Annotated in this window: 15 protein-coding genes and 10 tRNA genes; 4 read left to right on the top strand and 21 right to left on the bottom strand. The window is 41.2% G+C overall.

Going from position 1 to position 14,524, the window contains the following annotated elements:
* Positions 1–138: 138 nt before the first annotated feature.
* From BN1082_RS25190 to BN1082_RS25240, 11 genes are all read right to left on the bottom strand, one after another.
* A tRNA-Gly gene (locus tag BN1082_RS25190) sits at positions 139–212 on the bottom strand.
* Positions 213–227: 15 nt separating this feature from the next.
* Positions 228–304: transfer RNA gene (locus BN1082_RS25195), tRNA-Pro, on the bottom strand.
* Between the two features lie 58 nt (positions 305–362).
* A tRNA-Arg gene (locus tag BN1082_RS25200) sits at positions 363–439 on the bottom strand.
* A 61-nt stretch (positions 440–500) separates the two neighbouring features.
* A tRNA-Leu gene (locus BN1082_RS25205) sits at positions 501–586 on the bottom strand.
* A gap of 62 nt (positions 587–648) precedes the next feature.
* A tRNA-Leu gene (locus tag BN1082_RS25210) sits at positions 649–733 on the bottom strand.
* A 12-nt stretch (positions 734–745) separates the two neighbouring features.
* Positions 746–820 (bottom strand) — tRNA-Gln (locus tag BN1082_RS25215).
* 16 nt (positions 821–836) lie between these two features.
* Positions 837–913: transfer RNA gene (locus BN1082_RS25220), tRNA-Asp, on the bottom strand.
* A gap of 56 nt (positions 914–969) precedes the next feature.
* Positions 970–1,041 (bottom strand) — tRNA-Glu (locus BN1082_RS25225).
* Positions 1,042–1,050: 9 nt separating this feature from the next.
* Positions 1,051–1,141 (bottom strand) — tRNA-Ser (locus BN1082_RS25230).
* A gap of 3 nt (positions 1,142–1,144) precedes the next feature.
* A tRNA-Asn gene (locus BN1082_RS25235) sits at positions 1,145–1,219 on the bottom strand.
* 117 nt (positions 1,220–1,336) lie between these two features.
* A complete protein-coding gene (locus BN1082_RS25240) occupies positions 1,337–1,810 on the bottom strand; it encodes a SprT family protein (RefSeq protein ID WP_090639851.1) in 474 nt (157 codons plus the stop codon).
* 91 nt (positions 1,811–1,901) lie between these two features.
* Between BN1082_RS25240 and cmpA the strand changes: the two genes are divergently transcribed.
* Together cmpA and BN1082_RS28645 are read left to right on the top strand one after the other, a co-directional pair.
* Positions 1,902–2,015, top strand: coding sequence for a cortex morphogenetic protein CmpA (gene cmpA / locus BN1082_RS25245; RefSeq protein WP_090639854.1), 114 nt, complete (start codon positions 1,902–1,904; stop codon positions 2,013–2,015).
* Positions 2,016–2,449: 434 nt separating this feature from the next.
* Positions 2,450–2,578: a hypothetical protein gene (locus BN1082_RS28645; RefSeq protein WP_281177060.1), complete on the top strand. Its 129-nt coding sequence runs from the start codon at positions 2,450–2,452 to the stop codon at positions 2,576–2,578.
* Between the two features lie 371 nt (positions 2,579–2,949).
* Here BN1082_RS28645 and BN1082_RS25250 read toward each other — a convergent pair whose 3' ends face one another.
* The 7 genes from BN1082_RS25250 to acpS all read right to left on the bottom strand — a co-directional run bounded on the left by BN1082_RS25250 (position 2,950) and on the right by acpS (position 9,128).
* Positions 2,950–5,121 carry a Tex family protein gene (locus BN1082_RS25250; RefSeq protein WP_090639857.1) on the bottom strand — a complete coding sequence of 724 codons (2,172 nt, stop codon included), beginning with the start codon at positions 5,119–5,121 and terminating at the stop codon, positions 2,950–2,952.
* Between the two features lie 241 nt (positions 5,122–5,362).
* Positions 5,363–5,713, bottom strand: a complete 351-nt coding sequence (gene ndoA / locus BN1082_RS25255) for a type II toxin-antitoxin system endoribonuclease NdoA (RefSeq protein WP_007083556.1) — start codon at positions 5,711–5,713, stop codon at positions 5,363–5,365.
* A gap of 4 nt (positions 5,714–5,717) precedes the next feature.
* Positions 5,718–5,999 (bottom strand): CopG family ribbon-helix-helix protein, encoded by a 282-nt coding sequence (locus tag BN1082_RS25260; RefSeq protein ID WP_090639859.1) that lies wholly within the window; start codon positions 5,997–5,999, stop codon positions 5,718–5,720.
* On the bottom strand, positions 5,992–6,114 hold the full coding sequence (locus BN1082_RS28650) for a hypothetical protein (RefSeq protein WP_281177062.1): 123 nt from the start codon (positions 6,112–6,114) through the stop codon (positions 5,992–5,994). The genes BN1082_RS25260 and BN1082_RS28650 overlap by 8 nt, the downstream gene beginning before the upstream one ends.
* A gap of 67 nt (positions 6,115–6,181) precedes the next feature.
* Positions 6,182–7,348, bottom strand: a complete 1,167-nt coding sequence (gene alr, locus BN1082_RS25265) for an alanine racemase (RefSeq protein ID WP_090639862.1) — start codon at positions 7,346–7,348, stop codon at positions 6,182–6,184.
* Between the two features lie 257 nt (positions 7,349–7,605).
* Positions 7,606–8,616 (bottom strand): LolA family protein, encoded by a 1,011-nt coding sequence (locus tag BN1082_RS25270; protein WP_090639865.1) that lies wholly within the window; start codon positions 8,614–8,616, stop codon positions 7,606–7,608.
* 161 nt (positions 8,617–8,777) lie between these two features.
* The gene (acpS, locus tag BN1082_RS25275) at positions 8,778–9,128 is read right to left on the bottom strand and encodes a holo-ACP synthase (protein ID WP_090639867.1); all 351 of its coding nucleotides are present in this window, start codon (positions 9,126–9,128) and stop codon (positions 8,778–8,780) included.
* A 99-nt stretch (positions 9,129–9,227) separates the two neighbouring features.
* Between acpS and BN1082_RS25280 the strand changes: the two genes are divergently transcribed.
* The gene (locus tag BN1082_RS25280; RefSeq protein WP_090639870.1) at positions 9,228–9,956 is read left to right on the top strand and encodes a rhomboid family intramembrane serine protease; all 729 of its coding nucleotides are present in this window, start codon (positions 9,228–9,230) and stop codon (positions 9,954–9,956) included.
* A gap of 77 nt (positions 9,957–10,033) precedes the next feature.
* A complete protein-coding gene (locus BN1082_RS25285) occupies positions 10,034–10,345 on the top strand; it encodes a hypothetical protein (protein ID WP_141650923.1) in 312 nt (103 codons plus the stop codon).
* A 225-nt stretch (positions 10,346–10,570) separates the two neighbouring features.
* On the opposite strand, the gene cshA is transcribed toward BN1082_RS25285, so the two are convergent.
* From cshA to BN1082_RS25300, 3 genes are all read right to left on the bottom strand, one after another.
* Positions 10,571–12,052 carry a degradosome RNA helicase CshA gene (cshA, locus tag BN1082_RS25290; protein ID WP_090639876.1) on the bottom strand — a complete coding sequence of 494 codons (1,482 nt, stop codon included), beginning with the start codon at positions 12,050–12,052 and terminating at the stop codon, positions 10,571–10,573.
* Between the two features lie 302 nt (positions 12,053–12,354).
* The gene (locus tag BN1082_RS25295) at positions 12,355–13,044 is read right to left on the bottom strand and encodes an alpha/beta hydrolase (protein ID WP_090639879.1); all 690 of its coding nucleotides are present in this window, start codon (positions 13,042–13,044) and stop codon (positions 12,355–12,357) included.
* Between the two features lie 49 nt (positions 13,045–13,093).
* Positions 13,094–14,470 carry a UDP-N-acetylmuramoyl-tripeptide--D-alanyl-D-alanine ligase gene (locus tag BN1082_RS25300; RefSeq protein ID WP_090639881.1) on the bottom strand — a complete coding sequence of 459 codons (1,377 nt, stop codon included), beginning with the start codon at positions 14,468–14,470 and terminating at the stop codon, positions 13,094–13,096.
* Between the last annotated feature and the right edge of the window lie 54 nt (positions 14,471–14,524).

The following is a 14,524-nucleotide window of genomic DNA, read 5'->3' on the forward strand; positions in this document are numbered from 1 at the left end:
TCCTGAGCCAGGATCAAACTCTCCAAGAAAGTTGATTTAGCTCGAAATTTACGTTGGCTTCACATCATTAAATGAAGTGAATAATTATTGTTTGTTGACGTTCTTGTTTGTTTAGTTTTCAAAGATCAATTTCTCTTTTGGAGCGGGTGATGGGAATCGAACCCACAACAACAGCTTGGAAGGCTGTGGTTTTACCACTAAACTACACCCGCATATATAATTTTGAATGGTCGGGAAGACAGGATTCGAACCTGCGACCCCTTGGTCCCAAACCAAGTGCTCTACCAAGCTGAGCTACTTCCCGTTTATACGTATAGATTTGGAGCCTTGTAGAGAAATTTCTTTTCTCTAACTTTTAGAAATGGCGCGCCCGAAAGGAGTCGAACCCATAACCTTCTGATCCGTAGTCAGACGCTCTATCCAATTGAGCTACGGGCGCATTTTTTAAAAGCGACTTTATTATCTTAATATAACTTTTCGAATCTGTCAAGAACTTTTTTTGGTGCGGCCGAGAGGACTTGAACCTCCACGGGGTTGCCCCCACTAGGCCCTCAACCTAGCGCGTCTGCCATTCCGCCACGACCGCATCTTCATTAGCGACAAAGATAATCATAACAGATTATTCATTAAGTTTCAAGAGGAAATTGTTGGTGCGGGTGAAGGGAGTCGAACCCCCACGCCTTGCGGCGCCAGATCCTAAGTCTGGTGCGTCTGCCAATTCCGCCACACCCGCATAAAAAGTAAATGGCTGGGCTAGCTGGATTTGAACCAACGAATGACGGAGTCAAAGTCCGTTGCCTTACCGCTTGGCTATAGCCCAATAATATTTAAATAAGTGGCGGTCTGGACGGGACTCGAACCCGCGACCTCCTGCGTGACAGGCAGGCATTCTAACCAACTGAACTACCAGACCAAAATTATTTTAGAAAAGAAACGGGAAATGACTTTTCGCTCATCCCCCATTCCTGATGACCCCTACGGGATTCGAACCCGTGTTACCGCCGTGAAAGGGCGGTGTCTTAACCGCTTGACCAAGGGGCCAAATTTATATGGCGGAGAAGGAGGGATTTGAACCCTCGCGCCGCTTACGCGACCTACACCCTTAGCAGGGGCGCCTCTTCAGCCTCTTGAGTACTTCCCCATATGGCTCCGCAGGTAGGACTCGAACCTACGACCGATCGGTTAACAGCCGATAGCTCTACCACTGAGCTACTGCGGAATAACTTCAAAACTTCCATCGAATAAGGTGCTTTCCTTATCGACTCTTTCCATTATAATGACGATGTATTATAAAGTCAATATCGTTTTGCGATAAAATTTTTTCCAAAGTTAAGCCTCAAGACAAACTGATTTCATTGATTTTTTTCAATTTCCCTTTGCATCTTCCACATACATATTTGCTAGTATTAATACTTTTTTTTCGCTTGTACTGAAGATGGCATTTAGTGCATTGATATAAGAGGATTTTTTTTGAAGACCGTTTTGGAGGCATATCGGTAAGGCGGTTACAAAATCTCGGTGCACCTGTCTTTTTTAGTAACCATTTGAACTCAAGATCACGATGCTGATATCCTTTCCCTTCAAGATGCAAATGATAATGACAAAGTTCGTGTTTTATTATTCCGATTAGTTCATTTTCCCCTAATTGCTCCAAGTACTTTTTATTAATTTCTATATTGTGGGTACCTAATAAATATCGCCCGCCAGTAGTTCTTAGCTTTGGATTGAAAGAGGCTTTATGTTTAAATGGTTTTCCAAATGAATCAAGTGATATTTTTTCCACCATTTTTTGAAGTTCGTGGTTCTCCATGCTTCTCCCCTCTCTTTCAGGCGAACGTGACAACCTATTATAGCATATATTAATTGTACCTTTAACGATGAACTTTTCGGGAGGTTTGATTATGCCGAGTTGGTTACAAAACCAAATGAAAAGAGCTTTCCACGAGAAAAACCTCTACCAAATAAAACTTTTAAACCAGTGCTGGTTTTTTTACCGAAAAAAGCATTACTCCTAAGCTAACGCGTTTTATTTTGGGTAAGTAAAGCTAGATTTTTTCTAAAGTTGATTTCCAATTAGCTACAAAATATTCAATATTGAACAAAAACAGCACCGGATTTAACAGGTGCTGTTTTTTACAAATGAGAACAACTACTTCGAGAGATTTTCAATGATTGGTTTTACTGAAGAGACGCTTTGCGGGTATTGAGATGACTTTCTTACGTATCAACGACCAAAAACAGTTGGAGCCCGAGAAAAAGGGCGTTGATAAAGTGTATCAACGACCGAAACTGGTTGGAACGAGAGAAAAAGGGCGTTGATAAAGCACATCAACGACCGAAATCAGTTGGAACGCGTGAAAAAGGGCGTTGATAAAGAGCATCAACGACCGAAATCAGTTGGAACGCGTGAAAAAGGGCGTTGATAAGGCGCATCAACGACCGAAGCAGGTTGGAACGCGTAAAAAAGAGCTTTGATAAAGCGTATCAACAACCAAAAACAGTTGGAACGAGAGAAAAAAGCCTTGATAAAGCACATCAACGACCAAAAACAGTAAGAACACAAGAAAAAGTGCTTTGAGACGGTCATGTAAACTCTCTTTTGTGCCCTGCTTCATGAAAAATGCATCCGTTCAGTCAAGTAAACTTTTTTACATGACCGGTTTCGGAAAAAACACATGCGTTCAGGCACGTAAACTCTTTTACATAACCGGTTTCGAAAAAAACTCATAAATTCATTCATGTAAATTCCTTGTCGACAAAACTTTGGGATCTCTTTTTTTAGCCAACAGGCTTATTTCATAAACAATTTTATTAAAAAATTCATCTTTGAATAAAAAATCAACAATGAAACTCAACATAACTAACAGAAAAAAGGAAAACAGCCATTGACGAAGTTCATCAATGACCATTTTCCGAAAAACACTATTCTTAACCAGCAGTGTCGAATTCTTATTGAGATGGCGGCAGCATTGTCAGTGCTACTCTGCCCTTTTTCATATCGACGGAGTCAACCCAGACGGTAACCACATCTCCGACAGATACAATATCTAAGGGATGCTTTACGAAGCGGTTGCTGAGCTTTGAAATATGAACAAGCCCATCTTGCTTTACGCCAATATCAACAAATGCTCCGAAGTCGACCACGTTTCGAACGGTTCCTTGTAGCTCCATTCCGGCTTTTAAGTCTTCTAGTTTTAAGACATCCTTTTTTAGGAGTGGACGAGGAAGATCATCGCGTGGGTCTCTTTCAGGCCTTACCAACGCGTCAATAATATCCTTTAAGGTTAATTCACCAATAGAAAGTTCCTCTGCAACAACCTTTAGATCAAGGCTGTTTAAAGCATTCCGCAATTCATCGGTCCCCAAATCTTTTGCTGTAAAACCTAGATTTGATAATAAGTTTTTCACTTCATCATAGTTTTCAGGATGGATTCCTGTACGGTCAAGCGGCTGTTTACCGTCTAATACCCGTAAAAATCCAATGGCTTGCTCATAAGTTTTAGCACCGAGCCGAGGTACTTTCTTTAATTGTGTTCGGCTCGTAAACTTCCCTTCTTCTTCACGCATTTTCACAATATTGTTGGCAGCTGTTTTTGTTAAGCCAGCTACGTATTGCAGCAGTGAAGATGAAGCTGTATTGACATTGACGCCTACTTGGTTAACGGCTGTTTCGACAACGAAATGGAGCGATTCAGATAAGCGCTTTTGGGATACATCGTGCTGGTATTGGCCGACACCTACTGATTTCGGATCGATTTTAACTAATTCCGCAAGCGGGTCCTGCAGACGCCTTGCAATTGAAACAGCACTTCTCTCTTCGACATGGAAATTCGGAAACTCTTCTCTGGCTAAATCAGAAGCGGAGTAAACACTCGCGCCAGCCTCATTGACGATGAGATAGAAAATTTCATCCATTTCTTTTAAAATATCAGCCACAAATTGCTCTGTTTCACGCGAGGCCGTTCCATTTCCGATCGCCACCATCTCTACCTTATACTTTTGGAGAATGGCGATGACCTTTTCTCTTGCTTCCTTTGCTTTCGAAACAGGCGGGTGCGGATAAATCACACCGATTTCTAACACTTTACCTGTTTCATCAACGACCGCAAGCTTACACCCGGTACGATATGCCGGATCAACCCCAAGCACTACCTTTCCTTTCAAAGGCGGCTGCAGCAGCAAATTCCGAAGGTTTTCTGAAAAGATATGGATGGCTTGCTCTTCAGCTTTTTCGGTTAGTTCGCTGCGAATTTCTCTTTCTATTGATGGCTGAATCAGTCTTTTGTAACTATCCTCGATTGCTTCCACGACAATCGGAGCTGTTGGTGAGTACTGGTTCCGAATCCACTTCTTTGAAAGGTAGCCATTCATCGCGTCCACATTTACCTTTACCGATGCACGTAAAATTTCTTCTTTTTCGCCGCGATTTAGCGCTAGGATTCGATGTGGGACAATTTTATTTACAGGTTCTTCGTATTCATAGTACATCTCATAAACCTTTTTCTCGTCTTTCTCTTCTTCCTTCACGGCCGATGCGACCGTTCCAGTCTTCATCGTTTCCTTGCGAATCCATTTGCGGGCTTCAGCATCATCCGAAACCATCTCTGCAATGATATCCTTCGCCCCTGCTACTGCCTCTTCAATGGAAAGAACCTCTTTTTCTTCCGATAAAAATTCTTGCGCTTTGCCCTCGACACTTTCTTTCGGGAAAGTCAGTAGCCATTCGGCAAATGGCTCTAAGCCTTTTTCCTTTGCTACTGTCGCTTTTGTCCGTCTCTTTTGTTTATATGGACGATATAAATCTTCCACCTCTTGGAGTTTTTCAGCGTTTGTTATTTTCCGACTTAGTTCATCCGTTAGTTTTCCTTGTTCAGCAATTATTCTTATTACTTCTTCTTTTCTTTGCTCTAGGTTCTGAATATATTGCCAGCGTTCGAGAACATTGCGAATTTGCACTTCATCAAGCGCACCGGTCATTTCTTTTCGGTAGCGGGCAATGAATGGGACTGTATTGCCTTCCTTAATTAAGGAGATGACACTTTTTACTTGTTTAAACGTAATGGATTGCTCGGCAGCAATTTTTCCAAAAAGCTGTTCCTCTTTCAATAATGTATCATTCACGAAAAACAAACCTCCAAATCCTTTATTCTATTATGGTTATTTTACAGCATGAACTTATTTTCGTAAAAAAAAGCAAGCCGGTAGCTTGCTTGAGCAAAAATATGAGGTCAGGTTTATGTATAAATTAGATAACGGGCGAGCCCTTTGGTGGTTCGTGAGGCGCAGATATCCATAATGAGGAAACATCTAGCTTATTTGTTTAAAAAAACGCTCTTTTATTGAAAAAAGAGCGTGTTGAAGGTTAGAATTCGATGAGTCCTAAGCTTACTTGCAAGGCTTCATCCACTTTTTCCATCATTTCGTCATCGAGATGGGTAATTTTATCGGTTAATCGCTGTTTATCTATTGTACGAATTTGTTCTAAAAGAATAACGGAGTCTCGTTCAAAACCATAGCGCTTCGCATCAATCTCGACGTGAGTAGGAAGCTTCGCTTTTTGAATTTGAGCTGTAATCGCTGCAACAATAACGGTAGGACTAAACCGATTTCCGATGTCGTTTTGGATGACTAGTACAGGACGGACACCGCCTTGTTCAGAACCAACAACTGGGGATAGGTCCGCGAAATAAACGTCACCACGCTTGACAATCAAAGGTTTATCCCCCGCTAACAAGACGTTCTACAGTATGTTCTGCCTCATATTCTGCTAAAAATGCTTCTGATGCGATCCCTAAATTGATCTTAGCCATTTCCATATATCCACGTCTCATGGATTCGCGAATTTGTCTCTTTTTCCGTTCGCGCAAGTACATTTTCGTTGCTTGATAAATAAATTCACTGCGATTCACATTCTCTTGTTTAACAAAACCATCTAATTCACTCAAAAGATGTTGCGGTAATTTTACCAAGATTTCCGTAGTTGCGCCAGATTCAGACACAAACATACACCTCCACCATCACTACACACCCGATTTTATCTGTACCATTTTTAATAATAACATTATTTGTAGATAATGCATAGACTAATTCTAATTCTTCTGTATTATAGACCAATGAATGCTCCTTTTATGCACAAAACATCCGCAATATTATTAATATGTTTAAGCAGAACGATTTAAGACTATTGATTTTGAAGTAAATAGTTCTTTAAATCGACAATTTTCCCACCTTTTTTGTAAAGGCGTGGAACACGGCTTGCGATGATACAAGGAATTTCGTAATTGATGGTCTCGAGTTTTTCAGCAACATCATTGATCGAGATCGATTGTTCTTTCTGGCGCCCAATCAACGTAACCTTGGTTCCTACCGGTACATAATCAGGAAGCAGAATCATACATTGATCCATACAAATTCTGCCAACAATCGGTGTTCTAAACCCTTCGACTAGTACTTCCTGGCCCTGAAGCTTACGGATCCAACCATCAGCATACCCGATTGGAATCGTTCCAATCCACACTTCTTTGTCTGCTTCATAGGTAGCGCCGTAGCTAACTTTATCCCCTTTTTGCATCTTTTTCACATGGACAAGCTTTGAGTGTAACGAAAAAGCCTCCTGCAACGGGAACGGTATTTCTTCTTCCATTTCACGAGATGGCGTTAAACCATACATTGCAATCCCAATCCTAACCGCATTAAAGTAAGTCTGCGGAAACCTTAGTATAGCAGCACTGTTGCTGCAATGGATGTACCGTGGGCGTTTTTTCAATGCGCTAAGCATATCCTGAAAGTTCTCGAATTGTTTTTGAAAATAAGTGAGGTCGAGTTCATCTGCTGTCGCAAAATGAGTAAAGACCCCTTCAAAAGAAAAGCGATTGTCTTCTTGAAGCATTTGCTCAACCGTTGCTAACTCTTCTTTGCTCCGAACGCCGATTCTTCCCATTCCACTATCAATCTTAAGATGAACTTTAATCTGCATGCTGGGATCTAAAAATTGTTTCGCCTTTATCAGCCATTCCTTTTGAAAAATCGTCACAGTAACATGATTACGAAATGCTATCTGAGCGTCTTCTGGTCTAACAGCACCTAAAACGAGAATTGGTGCGGTGATCCCTTTTTTCCTTAAGGCAATTGCTTCATCCATGAAAGCGACAGCCAAATAAGTAGCTCCTGCTGCAAGTGCAGTTTTGGCTACCTCCACATCACCATGACCATACGCATTTGCTTTTACAACTGCAATCATTTCTACAGTATCTGGCAATAGTTTTTTTGTAGAGATAACATTTTCGGTAATACAGTCTAAATCTACTTCTGCCCATGTATCCCGATAGAAAAAGCCCTGCTCTTCCATTTATTCCACTTCCTAATTACTTTAGTTAACATATTGTTTCATTTTATCATAAAAATATGGAATCAGAAAAAAACAGACCCTATTAAAAGGCCTGTAGGCAGGAGAAAATTTATCCAGTATTAACGGACAGTAACCCTACCTCAAGAATGAGAAAGAAACGAAGAAGATAGGTGAGGGATAACTGCCCGTAAATGTCCGATTGGTTCAACTAACCATCAGTGGGGGATGAAGAACCCCCCACTGATGGAAGTTTCACTTTATTTTCCAATCTCACCTTGGACAGATTTTGCTATTCCTACCATTTCATCCTTGGTTAGGTTTTTCGATGCCAGCATGTAATCGACACCGTCTTTCGTCCATGAAATGGAGTGGTCCGTAACGGCTCCAATCGTAGCACCTAAGTCAACTAAGTCTCCTTCAACATAGGTCGGCGCGGTTGCTTCCTTTACGATTACCCTTTCTTGGATGAGCGTAAAGGACTTCTTGCCGTCATATGTGAGTACGACCCGTTTCCCGTTATCAATCTTCACTTCTTTTTCCTGAATTAATTTCGAGTCCTTCAGTTCAAGGGTTGGATATTTAACGGTGAAAGATTGATCTTGCGCCTTCGCCATGGCAGGTAAACCAAGCTGGGCCCGCGTCATGTTCTTTTTCATATCAAAATCGTCCTTGTTAAAGCTGGCATTAAATTGCACCTTAGAAAACTCAACGGTAACAAGGGTCTTTCGGTCGGGATCCATCACTTTGACGACTGCCGGTGATAAATCACCTCTGTTCAGTTTGATCTCTTGAAACGGCAGCATACTATTATTTTGGTAACGTGTTTTCGTTTCAAAAATATAGTAATCCTTCGTTGCAGTAAACTTGGCTTCCTTATCCGTGACAATATCTTTAATCAGTGATTCATACAAATAGGCTTGACTACTATTTTGCGGCCAGTCACTTTGGAAGCGGAAGCTCTTATTAAGGGCTGGGGTTAACACAAATACCCCTTGTTCATTTCGTAGAATCATTTGACTTTGATCTTTTTGGGCATTTTTCAGATTGACTCGGTAAAATGTAGGATCTTTATGCCAAATTTCCACATTATAAACCTGTGAATCTGTTCCCATTTTTAAAGTCATTTTTGCGTTGACTTTATAACCTGATAAGTCGTCGAGTTTGCTATTTAAGTCTTTCACCACATCTTGCTGTGACTTAGAGCCACAGGCGGCTAGCGAAAAAATGACCATCAGCGCAGCGATGAGCAGCAACAACTTTTTCCCCATTCCTTCAACCCCTTCTTGTCTCATTTCATATGGTTTTTTGAAGAGAAAGGCAGGGAACTAAAATGACCATAGCTGACCTTGTCTCTCCTTTATTCCCTATGAATATATGAGACAGCCTTCGGGATTATGATTAGAGATAGTACTAGCCTTTAAAAAATGTTCTAATCCGATTCAATGACCACCTGTGCAACAGCATAATCTCTGCTATGGGATATTGATAAGTGGGCATTAACATCTGGCTTTACAATTACAGGCTTTCCTAATGGATCGACAGCAATTTCTATATCCAGGAAGGAAAGGTCTTTGCCTATTCCCGTCCCCATTGCCTTCGAAAATGCCTCCTTTGCGGCAAATCTCCCCGCCAAAAATTCCACTTGTCTACGGCCTGCAAGGGTTTCAAACCGATCCCGTTCACTTGGAGTTAAGATGCGGTCAACCAGTTTACCTGTTCTGTTTACTACATCCTCAACCCTTGATAGTTCGATGATATCGATTCCAATTCCTTTAATCATACTTCATCTTCCTTCTATTTAAATATCTGTTAGCATAATAGTGTACAAGTTTGATAAAACCGTCCATTATAAGTAGTAAGAATATTCAGGGGGTTTACCATGTTTATACGAACCGAAAGCTTTCGTGAATTTATTCGCTTTTATCCAATCGTTTCTTTGATCATATCCATTAATATCATTATTTATCTTTTATCCATTTTACCGTTTTTCCCTAACATTTGGTTCTTTGAAACGTTTTCAGGTGTCAACCTATACATTACGGAAGGGCAATTTTGGCGGTTGCTAACGCCCATCTTTATGCATAGCGGTTTTTCACACATGCTGTTTAATAGCTTTTCCATTTTACTTTTCGGACCTGCCCTTGAAAGGATGCTGGGCAGTGGCAGATTTTTATTTGTTTATCTTTTCTCAGGAATCATTGCCAATATTGCGACACTCATGGTTGAGCCACTGACTTTTACTCATGTCGGTTCCAGCGGAGCCATTTTCGGCTTATTCGGGTATTATCTCAGCATCATCATGTTTCGTAAAACGATGCTGTCTCGACAGAACTCACAAATTATTATAACCCTTTTGGTCATTAATTTACTCATGACCTTTCTACAGCCCAATATTAATATTACTGCCCATCTTTTTGGATTACTAGGCGGCTTTCTCTTAGGGGCCTTTCCCTATTTCAATAAAAAAGATTTTTCCGATTCCATCAAAGGAGTTTCCAACTGGGCTGGGAGCAAAAAAAAGGACTTTTCCTATCAGTCCCCTTTGAAAAAATTGATGTGGGGAGTGATTGTTCTCCTTGCCATCCTTGGGTTTCTTGCTCAAAGATAAAACGATATATACAGTAGGTAACTTTTCGGCTATCATAGCGAGTCTAGCGCAATTAGGGCTCTTGGTGACCGAAAACTGTGGCAAAGCAGAAATTTGGTCACCAAAGAGGGCTCTTGGTGACCGAAAACTGTGACAAAGCTGAAATCTGGTCACCAAAAGGGCTCTTGGTGACCGAAAACTGTGACAAAGCTGAAATCTGGTCACCAAAAGGGCTCTTGGTGACCGAAAACTGTGATAAAGCTGAAATCTGGTCACCAAAAGGGCTCTTGGTGACCGAAAACTGTGACAAAGCTGAAATCTGGTCACCAAAAGGGCTCTTGGTGACCGAAAACTGTGACAAAGCTGAAATCTGGTCACCAAAGAAGGTTCTTGGTGACCGAAAACTGTGATAAAGCTGAAATCTGGTCACCAAAGAGGGCACTTGGTGACCGAAAACTGTGACAAAGCTGAAATCTGGTCATCAAAGAAGGTTCTTGGTGACCGAAAATAGTGATAAAGCTGAAATCTGGTCACCAATGCACAAAAATGTGTTTTCTTCTTGTTATAAATCAACAACACAACCGTTTTTAAAAAAAGAGCATGGATAATTGACATCCATGCTCTTTTCTTAATTATTAATGGTTAAAGGATCTTGGCTTTGATGATTTGCCGCCGGTTCTTTTTTCTCCGCTTCTCGGCTTTACCGATGCTTTTTTACGACGGTCAGAATTGTAGCCACCGCGTGAATCATCTTTTCTTCTGCGATCACGGTCATAAGGTTTTCTTTCTTTTTTTCCAGGTAGAGGCTGCTCTTCCGTAAGTTTTACAGGAGTAGTATCAGGCTCTTTTGTCAGCATCTTCAGAACAGCTGCAATAACGGTTGATGCATCATTTGTTTCTAGCAATTCCTCAGCTGCTGCTTTGTAATATTGAAGATTGTTCGTTTCAATCGTTTGATTAATCTTATCCACTACCGCACGCTGTTGGCCTTCTAATGCCTCATCAAGGGTTGGTGGCTTCATCCGCTCCATCTTGCGTTTTGTAGTCTTTTCGACAACGGCAAGATACGACTTTTCACGTGGTGTGATGAATGTCAACGCCATTCCAGTTTTACCGGCGCGACCTGTACGACCTATCCGGTGAACATAGCTTTCAGGGTCCTGCGGAATATCAAAGTTGTAGACATGAGTAACTCCAGAGATATCAAGTCCTCTTGCCGCTACATCTGTAGCAACAAGAACATCAATCGATCCTTCTTTAAATTTGCGAAGGACAGAAAGACGCTTTGCCTGGCTTAAATCACCATGAATTCCTTCAGCCGCATAGCCTCTTAAGTTTAAGGCTTCTGATAATTCATCAACACGGCGTTTCGTCCGGCCGAACACAATTGCTAATTCCGGGGATTGAATGTCTAACAGTCTTGTCAGCACATCAAATTTATTCTTTTCTTGAACTTCAAGGTAATATTGCTCAATTGATGGTACAGTCATTTCCTTCGTTTTCACTCGAACGATATGCGGATCCTTCATGAATCGTTCTGCGATTCTTTGGATTGGACCTGGCATTGTTGCCGAGAACAGTAATGTCTGGCGCTCTTCAGGAATTTTAGCAAGAATGGCTTCAATATCTTCAATAAAGCCCATGTTTAACATTTCATCCGCTTCATCCAGAATAACCGTTTGGACATTATCAAGACGCATCGTCTTACGATTGATATGGTCCAAAAGACGTCCAGGTGTTCCCACGATAATGTGTGGGGATTTTTTCAATGAACGGATTTGCCGACTAATATCCTGTCCACCGTAAATAGGAAGGACGCGAACTTTTTTGCCTGCTCCGATTTTATAAAGTTCTTCAGAAACTTGAATCGCTAATTCTCTTGTAGGCGCAATAATAATTCCTTGAATCGCCTCTTTACTCGTAATAATCTTTTCCACTAATGGAATCCCAAAAGCAGCTGTTTTTCCTGTTCCGGTTTGAGCTTGCCCAATCACATCTTTATTTTCTAAGCTTAACGGAATTGTTTCAGATTGTATTGGGGTTGCTTCCTCAAAACCCATTTTGAGGACAGCCTTTAAGGTTGCCTGGCTAATACCTAAATCTTCAAACTTGGTCAATGTTTTCATTCTCCTTCATCTATTTAAAATTATACTGAATAGTTCTATCGAAACACATCTAAAATGCCGTTAGTAGGTATAACTTATTTTACCAAAAAAAAGACATTCCTCCAAAGGAGTATGCCCTTATCGCTTATCAGAATTTAGATCGTTAAATTCTGTACGCATAAATTCCACTACGCCTAATTAACCGTCCTATTCGGCGAGTTTCCATTTAACGTTCTTTAGACACGCTGAAGATAATCATACCATTATTATTTGTTTAATGCAATATAAGCAAGTAGGAAACAAATTATTCCAGCTTACGGTTCCTTCAAAAAGTCGTATACTTGGGAAAAGAGGGCATCCTTTTCCTCACAGTGACAGATATGATGCTTAGACTCTTTTATTAGGGTAAGCTTTTTCTGTTTTGCAGGAATGGTTCGATATAAATATTCAGCGCTTTTAAGCGGCACAATCCCATCACACTCTCCTTGTGCGATTAAAGTTGGCACATTTATCTGGCTTATCAGCGGTTTAATATAGGAAACGAGCCGTCTGAATTGCCATGTTGCAGCAAAAGGGGTTTCTTTTATTTTTCTTTTATATCGCTGAAATAATTCATTTTTGACTAAATTCCCCTTAAGCATATCGGCAGCTATCCCCTTTACATCAGAGAATAATTGCTTCGGATTCATATAATAGGCTGCAGCACTGAGTAAAATGAGCTTGTCCACAGGATATTTGGCAGCAAGATAGCCGGCAATTAAACCGCCCATGGAAAAACCAATGACATAAATCTCGTCACATGTTTCAATGAGTTTTTTTAATTCTAACTCAGCATATTCAAGCCACTCTTCATAATGAATCCCTTTTAAAGCAAGGGTGTCGCCATGTCCCGGAAGAGTTGGAACACGGAACACCCAGTCTGTTCGCTCCTGTAAATAGTGAACAAGCGGCTCTACTTCATATGGGGCACCTGTAAATCCATGAATACATAAGCATCCAATCATTTTTCTCACCAGCCTATTAACAGGCCCCGGTCCAAATTAGGAAACAAGCCTATTTCTGTAATGCCGTTACAATTTCCTCTAATTTCATCCCGCGCGATGCCTTAACAAGGACCAATGTCTGGGCATCTAAATGCTGCTTTAGCTCGCGAATGAGTCCTGCTTTATCTGTAAAAGCAAAAACTCTTTGTTCGCCTAATACTGATCGTGCACCTTTTGCTATTTGTTCCCCTAAAGCTCCATAGGTAAACAACAAATCAATTTTATCGGCATGTAAGCCTGTTCCAATTTTATAGTGGTATTGTTCTTCTTCCGCCCCAAGCTCAAGCATGTCGCCAAGAACAAGAATCTTCCGTCCATACCCTTGAAGATCCGAAACTAAATCGGTGGCTGCCAACATCGATGTTGGGCTGGCATTATAAGCATCGTTAATTATTTTTTCGCCATGTTTCCCTTCAACTAGCTCCATGCGCATATGTGTCAGCTTAATCTGCGCTAAGCCATCATTCATTTTTTCATATGGAATCGCAAAATGCTTGGCAATCAACATGGCTGCCATGGCATTTAAAATATTGTGTGTACCTAAAACAGGCAGCTGAAAACTCTCGTTCGAAGCATTTATTTTAAAACGGTTTCCTTGACCGAGTTGCTGAATTTCCGTTGGGAATACATCATTGGTGTCTTTTCTTCCAAAGGTTTCAAAATGAATAGTTCCTTGATGCTCTTGAAGTCTATCCATTAATAACGGCTCGTCACCGTTTATAACAGCCAGTCCTCCGTTTGCAAGTCCTAGTAAAATTTCAAGCTTCGCTTCTGCAATTGCCTCTCTTGAGCCGAGGTCAAGAAGATGGGATTCACCAATATTCGTAATCACAATGGCATCCGGACAAGCAAGCTTCGTTAGGAACTCAATTTCTCCTATAGCGCTCATGCCCATTTCTAACACAGCAATTTCCGTATCCCGATCTAGCCCTAGGACGGTTAAAGGGAGTCCGATTTCGTTATTAAAATTCCCTTCGGTTTTTTGAACCTTATATTGAACGGATAAGAGTCCGGCTGTCATATCCTTCGTCGTCGTTTTTCCGTTACTTCCAGTGATTCCTACAACCTTAACCGGCAGTTCGTGGCGGTACTCTCTCGCTAACTCCTGCAGGGCTAGTAGGCAGTTGTCGACTAATAGGATCGGCAAGTGGGCAGGAGGGTTGGGAACATCGCTTTGCCAGAGGGCGGCAGCTGCCCCCTTCGCAATCGCAGCTTCCACATACTTATGACCGTCCACATTTTCACCTTTAAAAGGGACAAACAGGTTACCCTTTTCGATTTTTCTCGAATCAATCGTCACCCCTTCTACGATTAGATCAACAAATGGGGTGATATCATTTTTTATTGAAATCATGTCAGAAATCTGTTTGATCGACTTCCTAATCATTTTTTTCCTCCATTTTTCAAGAAAAGCGCAAAGCGCCCCAGACAGAGGCGCACT

Source organism: Neobacillus massiliamazoniensis (genome assembly GCF_001048695.1).
GTDB classification, from domain to species: Bacteria; Bacillota; Bacilli; order Bacillales; family Cytobacillaceae; genus Neobacillus; species Neobacillus massiliamazoniensis.